This window comes from Spiribacter onubensis, from assembly GCF_040838425.1.
Lineage (GTDB): Bacteria > Pseudomonadota > Gammaproteobacteria > Nitrococcales > Nitrococcaceae > Spiribacter > Spiribacter onubensis.
In genome coordinates this window covers 45,172-58,704 of record NZ_JBAKFI010000002.1, presented here as the reverse complement: position 1 = coordinate 58,704, position 13,533 = coordinate 45,172, and the positions used below count along the sequence as shown (strand labels likewise).

General features: G+C 67.4%; 13 protein-coding genes and 1 tRNA gene. 10 read left to right on the top strand and 4 right to left on the bottom strand.

Annotation, left to right across the window (positions count from 1 at the left end; genetic code table 11):
- Positions 1-85 precede the first annotated feature (85 nt).
- The 6 genes from V6X63_RS03670 to V6X63_RS03645 all read left to right on the top strand — a co-directional run bounded on the left by V6X63_RS03670 (position 86) and on the right by V6X63_RS03645 (position 5,393).
- Positions 86-502 (top strand): OsmC family protein, encoded by a 417-nt coding sequence (locus V6X63_RS03670; RefSeq protein ID WP_367978164.1) that lies wholly within the window; start codon positions 86-88, stop codon positions 500-502.
- Positions 503-597: 95 nt separating this feature from the next.
- A complete protein-coding gene (gene rplM / locus V6X63_RS03665) occupies positions 598-1,026 on the top strand; it encodes a 50S ribosomal protein L13 (protein WP_367978163.1) in 429 nt (142 codons plus the stop codon).
- 18 nt (positions 1,027-1,044) lie between these two features.
- Positions 1,045-1,437, top strand: coding sequence for a 30S ribosomal protein S9 (gene rpsI, locus V6X63_RS03660; RefSeq protein WP_367978162.1), 393 nt, complete (start codon positions 1,045-1,047; stop codon positions 1,435-1,437).
- A 10-nt stretch (positions 1,438-1,447) separates the two neighbouring features.
- Positions 1,448-1,521 (top strand) — tRNA-Gln (locus V6X63_RS03655).
- A gap of 242 nt (positions 1,522-1,763) precedes the next feature.
- The gene (locus V6X63_RS03650) at positions 1,764-2,003 is read left to right on the top strand and encodes a MoaD/ThiS family protein (RefSeq protein WP_367967208.1); all 240 of its coding nucleotides are present in this window, start codon (positions 1,764-1,766) and stop codon (positions 2,001-2,003) included.
- Between the two features lie 78 nt (positions 2,004-2,081).
- A complete protein-coding gene (locus V6X63_RS03645; RefSeq protein WP_367978161.1) occupies positions 2,082-5,393 on the top strand; it encodes an SNF2-related protein in 3,312 nt (1,103 codons plus the stop codon).
- Here V6X63_RS03645 and V6X63_RS03640 read toward each other — a convergent pair.
- Entirely contained in the window at positions 5,390-6,292 is a 903-nt protein-coding gene (locus tag V6X63_RS03640) for a DMT family transporter (RefSeq protein WP_367978160.1), read from the bottom strand. The two genes, V6X63_RS03645 and V6X63_RS03640, sit on opposite strands and share 4 nt — an antisense overlap.
- A gap of 96 nt (positions 6,293-6,388) precedes the next feature.
- Positions 6,389-7,408, bottom strand: coding sequence for a porin (locus V6X63_RS03635; RefSeq protein ID WP_367978159.1), 1,020 nt, complete (start codon positions 7,406-7,408; stop codon positions 6,389-6,391).
- A 285-nt stretch (positions 7,409-7,693) separates the two neighbouring features.
- On the opposite strand from V6X63_RS03635, the gene V6X63_RS03630 reads away from it, so the two are divergent.
- The gene (locus V6X63_RS03630) at positions 7,694-7,990 is read left to right on the top strand and encodes a DUF2288 family protein (protein WP_367978158.1); all 297 of its coding nucleotides are present in this window, start codon (positions 7,694-7,696) and stop codon (positions 7,988-7,990) included.
- A 9-nt stretch (positions 7,991-7,999) separates the two neighbouring features.
- Here the strand turns inward: V6X63_RS03630 and msrA are convergent, their stop codons facing one another.
- Positions 8,000-8,530: a peptide-methionine (S)-S-oxide reductase MsrA gene (gene msrA, locus V6X63_RS03625; protein ID WP_367978157.1), complete on the bottom strand. Its 531-nt coding sequence runs from the start codon at positions 8,528-8,530 to the stop codon at positions 8,000-8,002.
- Positions 8,531-8,540: 10 nt separating this feature from the next.
- Entirely contained in the window at positions 8,541-9,074 is a 534-nt protein-coding gene (locus V6X63_RS03620; RefSeq protein WP_367978156.1) for an NUDIX hydrolase, read from the bottom strand.
- A gap of 111 nt (positions 9,075-9,185) precedes the next feature.
- On the opposite strand from V6X63_RS03620, the gene V6X63_RS03615 reads away from it, so the two are divergent.
- From V6X63_RS03615 to V6X63_RS03605, 3 genes are read left to right on the top strand one after another with little or no spacing between them, the layout of a single operon-like run.
- Entirely contained in the window at positions 9,186-9,896 is a 711-nt protein-coding gene (locus tag V6X63_RS03615; RefSeq protein WP_367978155.1) for an ABC transporter ATP-binding protein, read from the top strand.
- Positions 9,893-12,385 (top strand): ABC transporter permease, encoded by a 2,493-nt coding sequence (locus V6X63_RS03610; protein ID WP_367978154.1) that lies wholly within the window; start codon positions 9,893-9,895, stop codon positions 12,383-12,385. The genes V6X63_RS03615 and V6X63_RS03610 overlap by 4 nt, the downstream gene beginning before the upstream one ends.
- The gene (locus V6X63_RS03605; protein WP_367978153.1) at positions 12,385-13,533 is read left to right on the top strand and encodes a lipocalin-like domain-containing protein; all 1,149 of its coding nucleotides are present in this window, start codon (positions 12,385-12,387) and stop codon (positions 13,531-13,533) included. The genes V6X63_RS03610 and V6X63_RS03605 overlap by 1 nt, the downstream gene beginning before the upstream one ends.

Genomic DNA, 13,533 nt, shown 5'->3' with positions numbered 1-13,533 from the left:
CGGTCGTGCCGACGTCCGACGGTATACTGACGCGGTGAGCCAATGCATGACCCATGTGGAGGGGTCTGGAAATAGGGGGAATGCGGTGAAGGCGCATATACGCTGGCTTGATGGCATGGCCTTCGAGGCCGAATCGGGTAGTGGGCACCGACTGACGGTCGATGGACCGCCCGATATCGGCGGACGCGATCGTGGACCACGGCCCATGGAGCTGCTTCTGGAAGGCCTGGGTAGCTGCTCGGCGGTGGACGTCGTGCACATCCTCCAGCGTGGCCGGCATCCGGTTGCCGGCTGCGAAGTCGATGTCGAGGCCGAGCGCGCGGAAACCCCACCCAAGGTCTTTACCGCGATTCACCTGCATTTCCGGGTCCGGGGCGAGGGGCTGAAGGCCGCCGCGGTGGCACGCGCCGTGCAGCTCTCCGCCGAGAAATACTGCTCGGCTTCCCTCATGCTCGCCAGGGCCTGCGAGGTGACGCACAGTCACGAGGTGGTGGAGGATTGAACGGTCATGTCCAAGGGTCGCTTGTCTGACGTGGCACGTTTGTGTAGCATTCCCGATCTTAATTCGGGAGCGTTGGCTTCGGAGACAGGACACCCATGAAGACTTTCAGCGCCAAGGCGGAAAATGTGCAGCGCGACTGGTACGTCGTCGATGCCGCCGGCAAGACCCTGGGGCGGCTCGCCTCGGAAATCGCTTTCCGCCTTCGCGGCAAGCATAAGGCGGCTTTCACGCCGCACGTCGACACCGGCGACTACATCGTCGTGGTCAATGCCGAGCAGGTGGCCGTGACCGGCCGCAAGGCGCAGCAGAAGACCTACCACCGCTTCACCGGCTACGTCGGCAACATGAAGTCGACGAACTTCGAGACGCTGATTCAGGAGCATCCGGAGCGGGCGATCGAGCATGCCGTCAAGGGCATGCTGCCGAAGAACCGGCTGGGCCGCCAGATGATCAAGAAGCTGAAGGTGTACAGCGGTAGCGAACATCAGCACCATGCCCAGCAGCCTCAGGCGCTGGAAATCTGAATCGGAGCGGACTGACCGATGGCAGTTGAACAGTATTACGGAACCGGCCGACGCAAGACCTCCGCGGCACGCGTCAACATGCGCCCGGGAAGCGGCAACATCATCGTCAACGGCAAGCCGTTGGACGATTATTTTGGCCGTGAGACCGCCCGGATGGTGGTGCGTCAGCCGCTCGAGCTGACCGAAACCACGAATAAGGTGGACATCAAGGTCAGCGTCTTCGGCGGCGGCTCCAGCGGACAGGCGGGTGCCATCCGGCATGGCATCACCCGGGCGTTGATCAACTACGACGAAGAACTGAAGACGAGCCTGCGCAAGGCCGGGTATGTCACCCGCGACGCGCGCATGGTGGAGCGCAAGAAGATCGGCCTGCATAAGGCCCGCCGCGCCACCCAGTTCTCCAAGCGCTAAAAACGGTTTTTGGGGGATCGTCTAGCGGTAGGACTGCGGACTCTGACTCCGTCAACCCAGGTTCGAATCCTGGTCCCCCAGCCATTCATAAAAAGGTCCCCGCGAGGGGCCTTTTTTATGAATAATTGGTCAGCAGGGTTCGAACCTGGAAGGTTCGACTGCGACCGTGAGGGAGCAGAACGACCGCGCGCAGCGCGTGTCGGCCCGAAGGGCGAGGCCGCAGGCCGAGTAATCCTGGTCCCCCAGCCATTCAGAAAGGACCCCGCCCCTGGCGGGGTTTTTTGTGGATAAATGAGCGTGAGCGTCTGAAGCTGGAAGGTCCGACGATGGAAATTGAACTCTTTGGTGTCCTCCGCGAGGCCGCGGGCGACCGTGTGTTAACGCTTGACCTCGAGCCGCCGCTCGCCATCGGCGAGGTCCTTGAGGCACTGACGACCGCTTATCCGGCGCTGACCTCCCACCTGCCACGGGTCGCCTGCGCGGTGGGCGATGAGATGCGCTCGCGGACGGATCAGATCCACGCAGGCGAGACACTCGTGCTGCTGCCCCCTGTCAGCGGCGGATAGCGGTCGCTTTTCACCCTAACGACTTTCGAAGAGGGTATGCTGTCAGGTTGTCCATGGGCGACCGCCGGAGTGACTGCATTGACCGACCCCCTGCAGGAATGGATCGCGACGCGTGGCGAAGCGGCCATCTGGGCAGATTTCCCGCGCGAGGCCCTGGAAGCGGGTGAGCGGCTGATCCGTGATCAGGCCGTACTCGACTGCAGCCCGGGTGGTCAGGGTTTCTTCGCCCGCGTCCAGGCGGACCGGCGCCATGTCCACTCGGTGGACATCCGTATCCATCCGCTGCCATCACCGAAACCCGTTACCGCCTTCTGCAGCTGTGACGCGGGTGGTGGATGCGAGCATGCGGTGGCCGCACTCCTCCATTATCTGGGGCGCAAGGCGCCGGCGGGCATGGTCAGGGCCAACCCCGCCATCTGTCAGTGGTTGGGTGAGGCCGAGGCGATCGCCCTCGGTACCGACGATACCGGTTCAACCCGCCGGCATGAGGAGGTCCTGGTTTACCTGCTCGATGTCGATGCGCAGGGGCAGTTGAGTGTCGCCGTGCGTCGAGCCCGGCGCCGTCGTCGTGGCGGCTACGGGCGGTTGATGCCCTTCCCCGGCGTGCGGCGGTCGCCGGCAGGGCTGCTGGGCGCCGCGGACCGACGGCTGTTGCGTCTGCTGCCGGAGACCGGTCAGGCGGTCGAGCGGGATGACCTGCGCTTCATGCTCAGGGCCCTCGCCGAGACTGGCCGTGCCCATTGGCGGACCAGCGATGCGCCGCGCATTCATGAGGCCGGACCGATGCGTGGCGAGTTCGCATGGCAGGTCCAGGCCGACGGCAGCCAGCGTCTCGCGGTCAGGGTGGATGGCGATCGCGTCGCGCTCACGGGGCACCCCCCGATGTGGGTGGATCCAGTGGAGGGTGGCTTTGGCGTGATCGATACCGGTGTCTCCCACGCGCTCGCGGCCCGGCTCCAGGCCGGGCCGATGGTGGCCCCGGCCGAACTGCCGGCAGTCGCGGAAGCGCTGGCCGACCGGGATTTACCGATTCCCGTGCCGAAGGCGCCGCGACGACGCCGGATCGACGATGTCATGCCGGTACCGATCCTGCGCCTTACCCGTCTCGGCGACCCCAACCGTCCCGGGCGAAGCGAGGGTGGCGAGGCCGTTGCCGAGTTCGGCTTCGAGTACGCCGGGCATTACGTCAGTGCCGAGACCAGCGGTGTGGCACTCTCGGTGTTCGAGGCCGGCGAGCTGCGAGACTATCAGCGCAATGCGCGGGCCGAGTCCCGCGCCCGGCAGCGTCTGGCGCAGGCCGGCCTGCATCCGGCCGGTGCCATGGCCGAAGGCCGGCTGGTGCCGGGCCATACCCGCGACTGGCGCAAGTTCGTCGCAGAGGATGTCCCGGCGCTGCGTGCCGACGGCTGGCGGGTGGCCATCGAGCCGTGTTTCCCCTGGCGCCTGGCCGAGGTGGAGCGCTGGCAGGCCGAGGCCGAGCGGATGCCGGAGCAGCCCGGCTGGTTCAGTTTCGCGCTCACCATCGAGGTGGATGGCGAGCGCCACGCGCTCATGCCCCTTCTGCTGGCATTGATCCGCGATAATCCCGCGGCCATGTCGCCCGCCTACCTCGATGCCATCGACCCGGCCAGCAGTCTGCTGGTGGACCTGGGGGACGGCCGCCTCGTGCCGGTGCCAGCCCGGCGGCTGGTACCGCTGCTGAAGGGGCTCACCGAGCTCTACGATCCCGCTGCCAGGCTCTACGATGGGCGATTGATGCTGCCGCTGGGTCGCAGCAATGTCCTCGATGCCGTGGATGAGGCCGAGGGCCATGCATTGCACTGGGTGGGTGACGCGGATCTGCGCCGCCTGGGGCGCGAACTCAACCGCCTCGATCCGCAGGCCGGGGTGGCCACGCCCAGGGGCCTGCATGGCGTGCTCCGCCCCTATCAGCGCGAGGGCGTGGCCTGGCTTCAGCGCCTTGCCCGGCTCGAGCTGGGGGGTGTGCTGGCGGATGATATGGGGCTCGGCAAGACGCTGCAGGTCATCAGCCATCTGCTGCTGGAGAAGGAATCCGGCCGCGCCCGCGCCCCGAGCCTGGTGGTCGTGCCCACGAGTCTGCTCTTCAACTGGGCCCGGGAGGCAGAGAAGTTCGCTCCCGGCCTGCGCGTGCTGCAGCTGCATGGTCCGCAGCGTCATGCAGGCTATGCACGGCTGGCGGAGTACGACCTGGTGCTGACCACCTACAGCCTGCTGGTGCGCGATATCGAGCGGCTCCGGGCGCAGTCCTGGCATCTGCTGGTGCTGGACGAGGCGCAGGCGGTCAAGAACCCCCGGGCCCAGGCGGCCCGCGCGGTGCGCACGCTGGAGGCCCGCCAGCGGCTCAGCCTCACGGGGACGCCGCTCGAGAATCACCTTGGTGAGCTCTGGTCACAGTTCGACTTCGTGGCACCGGGGCTGCTCGGCAATGCCGCCGCCTTCAAGCGGGTCTACCGCCGGCCCATCGAGCAGGAGGGCGACGACAGCCGGCTTGAAGCGCTTCGGGAGCGGGTGGCGCCCTTTCTGCTCCGTCGCACGAAGCAGGCCATTGCCTCGGACCTGCCTGCGAAAACCGAGATTCCGCTCTACGCCGAACTGGCCGGTGCCCAGCGCGATCTCTACGAGCAGCTGCGGATCGCCCAGGCGCCACGCGTGCGCGAGGCGCTGGCCCGGCCGGGAGAGCCGCAGAACCGCGTGCGCATCCTCGATGCCCTGCTCAAGCTGCGTGAAGTCTGCTGTGATCCGCGACTGATCCGGGAGGCCTCGGTCGGGGGGTCCAGTTCGGCCAAGCTTGACCTGCTCCTGGAGCTCATCGATGACCTGCGCCAGGCCGGGCGTCGGGTGCTCGTGTTCTCGCAGTTCACGCGCATGCTGGCGCTCATCGAGACCGCCCTTGAGGCGCGGGGTCTCACCTGGGCGAAGCTCACCGGCGAGACCCGCGACCGCGAGGCCCAGGTGGCCCGGTTCCAGGCCGGCGAGGTGCCGATCTTTCTGATCAGCCTCAAGGCCGGTGGCACGGGTCTCAACCTCACCGCCGCCGATACCGTGATCCACTACGATCCCTGGTGGAACCCGGCGGTGACACGGCAGGCCACCGACCGCGCCCATCGGATCGGCCAGGATCAGCCCGTGTTCGTGTACCACCTGCTCACCCGCGATACCGTGGAAGACCGCATCATGGCGCTGCAGCGGGACAAGGCGGCGCTTGGCGAGCGCCTGCTGGGGGATGCGGGCACGGCCGGTGCCGATGTGCTGGATACGGACACCGTCGAGCGGCTTTTCCAGCCGCTGGATTCATCGGATCCGGACACTGCCACGGATGCCGGCTCGGCCGGCGCGGCCCGTCGACGGGATTCAGGCGCGCCCGGTTAGGGACGGCGGGCTCCGCCCTGCCTCAGGCGCCGCCAGAGCCGGCCATCGATCACCGCCAGACCCAGGAACAGGACGCCCATGCCGAGGAAGGCCGTGGGCTCAAGGCGTTCTCCGAGGAACATCGCCCCCAGGCTGATGGCGGATACCGGCACGATGAAGGTCACCAGCGACATGTTGGTGGCGCCCGCCGAGGCCAGGATGCGGAAGTAGAGCAGGTAGGCGAAGGCCGTGCAGAGCAGGGACAGCCCGGCCAGGGCCGCCCACCCCTGCAGACCCGGAGAGAGTGTCCAGGGCTGATCGACGATCAGGGTCACCGGCGTCAGCCAGACCGTGGCGGCCGTGAGCATGTAGGCGGCGTTGACCAGAGGTGGCGTGTCTCCGAAACGCCGGCCGTAATGGACGGCAAATCCGTAGCAGATGGTCGCCCCCACTACCGAGAGCTGCCCCAGGCTGTAGGGATCGAGCTCGCGGAGAAGATCCGGCCCCATCAATACCGCCACGCCGGCAAAGCCCAGCAGAACGCCCGTGGCGCGGGCTGGGGTGAGCCGCTCGTCGCTACCGATGAGCAGCCCCACCAGGACCGCCCAGATCGGTGTCATGGCATTGATGATGGAGGCAAGCCCGCTGGGAATCTGGGTCTGGCCCCAGACAATGAAGGAAAAGGGCATGGCATTGCTGATGGCACCGAGCAGCAGATAACGACGGGCGATGGTGCCGGAGAAGGGGAGTGAGGCACCGCGGGCGCGGGCAATGAGCAACAGGGCGGCGGCCGCCAGGCTGACCCGTCCAAGGACCACCGTGAACGGCGGCAGTGTCTGCAGCGCCACCTCGAAGAAGAAAAACGATCCGCCCCAGACGGTGGAGAGGACGATCAAAAGAAACCAGTCGCGGGCGCTCATGGCGGCGCAGGGTAGGCCTCGGTGCGGGATTCGTCCAGCAGAAAATAAAAAGGCGGCCCGAAGGCCGCCTTTCAAGGCTTCAACTGTCAGACAGTCTTAGAACTTGTAGCTGAAGGCCAGGGCGTAACCGTCGCCCTCATCCTGGCTCTTGTCAGCCTTACGATACTCGGCCGAAACGTAGACGTTGTCGGCAAGGTCATACACACCGCGAGCAATGACCTCGGTGCGGCTTGAGATATCATTGCCCTTGACCTGCTGGGCACCCAGCTGGACCAGGCCGAAGCTGTTGTCAAACTCACCGATCACACCATAGATCTTCTGCTTCTTGGTGCCCTGGACGCCATCCTTGTAGATGTTGCTGTACTTGTAGAAAGCGTCAACCTTCACGTCCTGGATGGTCGTGACGGCACCGACACCGTAGGCACCGTCAGAGTTCGAGTTCTGCAGGTTACCCTCGGCGTAAGCAACATGAACCGTGACCGGATCCAGGTTCGCGTAGGCGGCCGCGTTGATGCTCGACGTCTTGCTGCTGGTCCGGGTGCCAGGATTGTCGCTGGCGCTGTCCGTCAGGGCGTCCTTCTCGTTGTCACCCTGCAGCGCTGCCTCGACCTCGAAGCCAAAGCCGTCGAAGTCCGGGGAGGCGTAGGTCAGGACGCGGGTCCGCTGGATGGCGTTGGAGAACGTGTAGGTCAGCACGTCGTTCTTGTCGGCGAGGATGTCGAGGTACCGGTAGAACAGGTTGTCGTTCTTACCATAGGTGACCGAGCCGAAGTCGCCTGCGACGGTGCCGTAAGCAACGTGGGTGCGAACGCCGTCATCGTTCTCGTCGTCCTTGGTGTTGCCAAGGGTCGCCTGCGGGCGGAACTGCATGAACGTCGAGACGGTCAGGCCGTTGACCGCATCGGAACTCGCACCGACGTTGATGCGCGGCGACGTGGCATAGTTGGTCTGGCTCTTGCCTTCAGCGTCCTTTGTACCGGTGACCCAGGAGTAGAACCGGGCGCCGAGATCAACCGAGGTCGAGTCGTCGATCTGGAAGGTCGCGGCGGAGGCGGTGCCGATACCGGTGCCCAGAAGGGCCGCGGCGGCCAGGGCGGAAGTTGTCTTCTTCATCATTTTGCTGTCCCCCATATGGGATAAGTTTGAACAGTCATGCCGGGGAGCTACCACCGGCTGTTCGTAATTTCGTGCTCATCAGCCGCCCGGTTTGTGGTGCAGATGCAACACGCACTGGCCCGCTGTTGCGCACAGGACGAAACATAGCCTAGTTTGTCGCCCCATGCAAACCCCCTTGATTAAATAAAACCGTAGAAAATTTCAGGCAGTTGCGTGACGACGTTCATGCCGGTGCTCACAAAGTTGTGTTCACGCAACGCCAGTTGTCGGTTCCAGGAGCTTTTCATGACCGATTCGGAGATTCCGCTGGAGACGCATCTGAACGCCGAAACCGGCCGTATCCGCTGGACGGAACTCGAGCGGCACTTCGCCCGCGGCGTGGTCGTGCGGGTGGATCCGGCGCTGGACCTGGTCGCGGTCGCGGCGGCTTTCGTGCGGGATGATGAGCCGACGGTCATGGAATGGATGACCGCCGGCCAGGTCTGGCGGGCGGTGTCGGAGGATGCGCAGGAGTGGCACGCCCGCGACCCCGAGCTCTGGGCGGTGGTGGCCGCCCCCTGGGTGCTGGTCCAGGAGGCCTGAGCGGCGCGCTCAGTCGGCCAGGCGGTCGCTGAACCCGGCCCGGGCCTTGGCCAGCTTGGGTTCGATGACCATCTGGCAGTAGGGCATCGGCGCGTTCTGCCGGTAGTAGTCCTGATGCTCGGCCTCGGCCGCGTAGAACCGGGTCAGTGGCACCAGCTCGGTGACGATGGGCGCACGGAGGGCCCCTTCCGCGGTCAGTCGCTGAATATGCGCCTCGGCGATGGCCCGCTGATCATCGTCCTCGTACAGGATGATCGAGCGATACTGCGGCCCCACATCCGCTCCCTGACGATTGGGCGTGGTCGGGTCATGGATGGTGAAGAACACCGAGAGCAGCGTATCGAAGTCGATGGTCTGCGGGTCGTAGTCGATGCGCACCACCTCGGCGTGACCGGTACGGCCGGTGCACACGCTGCGGTAGTCCGGGTCGGGGGTGTCGCCGCCAGCGTAGCCGGAGGTCACGCTATTGACGCCGGCGAAGCGCTGGAATACCGCCTCCAGACACCAGAAACAGCCGCCACCCAGGGTTGCCGTTGCCATGAGTTTCTCCTTATGACTGCGGATTGGCGAAGGCCTGGCCATGGCCTTCCATATGCGCCTGATGGTCCTGCTTCAGCGCCCATTCCACCGTCGGAAAGGCGAGCTCGTCCCAGGGCAGATCGGAGTAGTGGAACAGCCCCACGGACTGGGATTCCGGGCCGGCCTCCACGTGCGGGTCGGTGAGGATCGCCCGGTAGATGAGCTGGACCTGATGGATGCGGGCCAGGCTGTAGACGGCGAGCAGGCCGGTGAGCTCGAGCCGGGCCCGGGCTTCCTCCCAGGCCTCGCGGCAGGCGCCCGCCTCGGCGGTTTCGTTGAGTTCCATGTAGCCCGCCGGGAGGGTCCAGTAGCCGATACGCGGCGGAATGGCCCGGCGGCAGAGCAGGATGCGCTCGTCCTCGGCCCGGGCGACCACGCCCACCACGATGCGCGGATTTTCGTAGGCGATGAAGCCGCACTCGGGGCAGGTCAGCCGTTCGCGGTCATCCCCTTCGGGCACCTGGTAGAGACGGGGGCCGACGGTCGGAACCTCGGAGTCGGTCATAATGGAATTACTCCGGCGATTTTCGGTCTTCGAGGATAACAGAGCCCAGGCTGGAAGCCATGACACGCACTCTGTCACGCTACCGTGCCGTACAACCCACAGGAGGCCCGCATGGCCGACATCGCCTTCGAATCGCTCAGCCGCTGGTACGGCGAGACCCCGCGCCGCACGGTGCTGGATGGGGTCTCCGGGCAGATCCATGGCGGCGAGTTCGTGGTCGTGGTCGGCCGCAGCGGCTCCGGCAAGTCCACCCTGCTCAACCTGCTCGGCGGTCTGGACCGGCCGAGCGCGGGTGTGGTGCGCGTCGACGGCACCGATCTCGCCCGGCTCAGCGATCGCGATCTCACGGCCCTGCGCCGTCGTCGCATGGGCTTTGTCTTTCAGGCCTACAACCTCATCCCCACCCTGTCGGTGGCGGATAACCTGCGCCTGCCGCTCAGTCTGAACGGCATGGCCGATGACGGCCGGGTGGCGGACTGGCTCGGGCGGGTCGGGCTGGATGGCCGCGGTGAGGACTGGCCCGACCGACTGTCCGGCGGTGAGCAGCAGCGGGTGGCCATCGCCCGGGCGCTCATCCACGAGCCCGACTTCATCCTGGCCGACGAGCCCACGGGCAACCTCGATCTCGAGAACGCCGAACGGGTGGTCTCGCTGCTCGACTCCCTCTGCCGCGCCGAGCAGCGCACGCTGATCATGGTCACCCATGCCCGCGAGGTGGTCGGGCTGGCCGACCAGCTGCTCACCATCCGCGAGGGCCGGCTGGTGGAGGCGGCGGAAGCCCGACCCGCCGGCGTGCCGGACACCGGGGCCGCCACGCCATGAACCGGCTGCTGGGCCGTATCGGCCGGGCCGACCTGCGGCGCCATCCCCTGCAGACCGGGCTGGCGATGCTGGGCGTGGCCATTGCCGTGGCGGTGGTGGTGGCGGTGGACCTCGCCAATCACTCGGCGCGTGAGGCGATGCGGGTGTCGCTGGAGTCGGTGACCGGGCGGGCCACGCATCAGGTCGTCGCCGGGCCCGGCGGCGTTGACGAGGCGCTCTATACCCGACTTCGCACGGAGCTTGGCGTGCGGCAGGCGGCGCCGGTGGTGCAGGGTGGTGTGACGCGGGCGGGCGCCGGCGAGCGGCCGCTCACCCTGCTGGGCCTGGATGCCTTCGCCGAGGGCCCGTTCCAGCGGCCGCTGGGCGGGGGTGATGCCCTGGGGGATGCCTTCAATACCCTCCTGCTGCGTGACGATGCCGTTGCCCTCGGCAGTGGCGAGGCGCAGCGGCTGGGCGTCGCCACCGGCGATACGCTGGATCTGCGCATCAATGGCCGCCCCCACCAGGTGACCGTAGTGGCCGTGGTGGATGATCCCGATGACCAGAGCCGCGGGCTGTTACTGGCCGATATTGCCGCGGCGCAGTCCCTGCTGGGGCAGCTCGGTCGCCTTGATCGCATTGATCTGATCATTGATGACACCCGCGCCGAGGCCCTTGCCGCGCAGCTCGACAGCGACGCGCGCATTGTCCCCGCGGCGGCGAGCGCGGACTCGGTGCTGCAGATGAGCCGGGCATTCCACATCAATCTGACGGCCCTGTCGCTGCTCGCGGTGGTGGTCGGGGCGTTCCTGGTGTTCAACACGCTGGGCTTCCTGGGGGTTCGACGCCGCCCCACCATCGGCATCCTGCGGGCCATGGGCGTGCAGCGCCGGGAGGTGCTCCTGCAGGTGCTGGGCGATGCCCTGCTGATCGGGATTGTTGGCACCCTGATCGGTCTCGGGCTGGGATTCGCCCTGGCCCATGGCCTGGTCGGCCTGGTGCTGCAGACCGTGAATGACGTGTACTTCGAGCGCGCCGCCGGCGAGCTGGTCCTCTCCCCCTGGAGCCTCGCGGCGGGCCTGCTGGTCGGCCTCGCCGGCTCGGTGGGGGCAGCCCTGGCGCCGGCGCGCGAGGCGGCGGCCACCCCGCCGCGGGCGGCGCTCTCCCGGGCGGATCTCGAGACGCGGGCGCGGCAGCTCGCCACCCGCGGCGGCTGGAGCGGGATCGTGGTGGTGGTGCTCGGGGCCGCGGTGATCGCGCTGAGCTCGGGGCTGGTGCCGGCATTCGTCGGGCTGTTTGCCCTCATTCTCGGGGCCGCGCTGCTGGCGCCCGCAGTGATCCTGGGCACGGGGGCCATGCTGCGGCCGCTGATGCGCGGCCGGCCCGTGGGTGGGCTGATCGTCGAGGGCGCGGTGGCGTCGCTGAGCCGCACCGGCGTTGCGGTCGCCGCGCTGTCGGTGGCGGTGGCCGCGGTGATCGGAGTGGCCGTCATGATCGAGAGCTTCCGCGCCAGCGTCATTGACTGGCTGGAGGGCTCTCTGGCGGCGGACTTCTACGTCTCGGCACCCGGCGGGCTCACGGACGCCCAGGCCGATCGTCTTGCCGATCTTCCGGCGGTGGATTTCGTCAGTCGCTCGCAGTGGGTGGACCTGGCGACGGCGGACGGCCCGGTGACGCTCTGGGCGCTGGGATTGCCGGCGGGGCAGACGCCGGCGGTGGATATCCGCCGGCCGTCGGCCGATACAGCGCTCGAGGGCTACGCCAATGACCGCGCCGTGCTGGTCAGCGAGCCGTTCGCGGCCCGTCGCGATCTCTTCCCGGGCGACACCCTCAGCCTGCCGGTGGCGGGTGGGACGAACGAGTTCGCCGTTGCCGGCATCTATCGCGACTATGCCTCGCCCACCGGTGCGGTGCTCATGCGACGGGGGCTCTACCTCGACCTCTACGACGATCCTGCACTGGCCGGCATCGGTGTGCATGCCGCGGGTGGCGCCGTGCGTGCTGAGTTGATGCAGCGCCTGGAGGCCCGCCTGGGCGGCGTGCCCGGGGCCCGGGTCACCGATAACGCCGCGGTGTTCGAGCAGTCGCTGGTGATCTTCGATCGCACCTTCGCCATTACCGAGGTGCTGCGCTGGCTCGCCGGGCTGGTGGCGTTCGTGGGGGTGATCTCCGCGCTCATGGCGCTACAGCTCGATCGGCTGCGGGAGTTTTCGGTCCTGCGGGCCATCGGCCTTGGCCGCAGCGGCCTGGCCGGTCTGGTGGGCAGGCAGAGTGGCCTGCTGGGGCTGATTGCCGGGCTCTGGGCGGTGCCGCTCGGCATCGCACTCGCCGCGCTGCTGGTCTTTGTCATCAATCGCCGGGCCTATGGCTGGACCATGGGCTTTGAGCTCCAGGCCGGACCGGTCGTCGAGGGCGTGGCGCTGGCGGTGACCGCCGCGCTGCTGGCCGCAATCTATCCGGCCTGGCGCGCGGCGCGCCTGCGCCTTGCGGAAGGACTCAAGGGGGAGTGATGCGACGGATGGACCCCGGCCTGCTCGGGCTGCTTGGACTGCTGCTTGGCGCGCTCATCATCGGCGTGGTGCGCTTCGGTCCTGATCATGCCCGCCCGGCGGGCGAGGCCCAGAACCTCGCCGAGGTCATGGGGCCGACGGCGGACGCCGATGCCTTCGCCCGGGTGACCGGTCCGCGGCCGCTGGAATTCCCGGCCGATCATGGCCCCCATCCCGATCACCGGACCGAGTGGTGGTATTTCACCGGCAACCTCACCGCCGATAACGGCGACGCCTACGGCTTCCAGCTCACGCTGTTCCGATCGGCGCTGGCTCCGTCCATGCCCGAGCGAGACAGCGACTGGGCGACACGACAGGCCTGGATGGGGCATTTCGCCGTCACCGATCTCACCGCCGGCGAGCATCGCGCCGCGGAGCGCTACCAGCGCGGCGCCCTGGGTCTGGCCGGCGCGCATGTCCGGCCCGTGCGGGTCTGGCTTGATGACTGGACCATCGAGAGCACGGGCCCCGAGCGGCTCTTTCCACTCACCATTCACGCTGAGGATCCCGCTACCGGCATCGCCGTCGACCTGAGGCTGAGCGCAGCCAAGCCGCATGTCCTCCAGGGTGATGCCGGCTACAGCCGCAAGGGCGCGGATCCGGCCAATGCCTCACGTTACTACTCCTACACCCGGCTGACCGCCGAGGGTGAGGTCGGCTTTGATGGCCGGCGCGCGGCGGTGAGGGGCAGTGCCTGGCTGGATCGTGAGTGGAGCACCAGCGCCCTCGATGCCAACCAGCAGGGGTGGGACTGGTTCGCCCTCCAGCTTGATGACGGCCGCGACCTCATGGTCTATCGGCTGCGCCGCACTGATGGCGATACCGATCCGAACTCCGCCGGCATTCTGGTGGATGCCGAGGGGGGAAGCCGGGTGCTCGGACGTGATGATTTCCGGCTGACGCCAGCGCGTTACTGGGAGAGTCCGCGGACCGGATCGCGCTACCCGGTGGGCTGGCGACTGCAGCTGCCTGACGAAGGCCTGGATCTGCAGGTCGAGGCCCGGCTTGATGCCCAGGAGATGCCCACCACCGTCCGCTACTGGGAGGGATCCGTGGCCGTGGAGGGCACGGTCGATGGGGTGGGCTATCTGGAGATGACCGGCTACTAG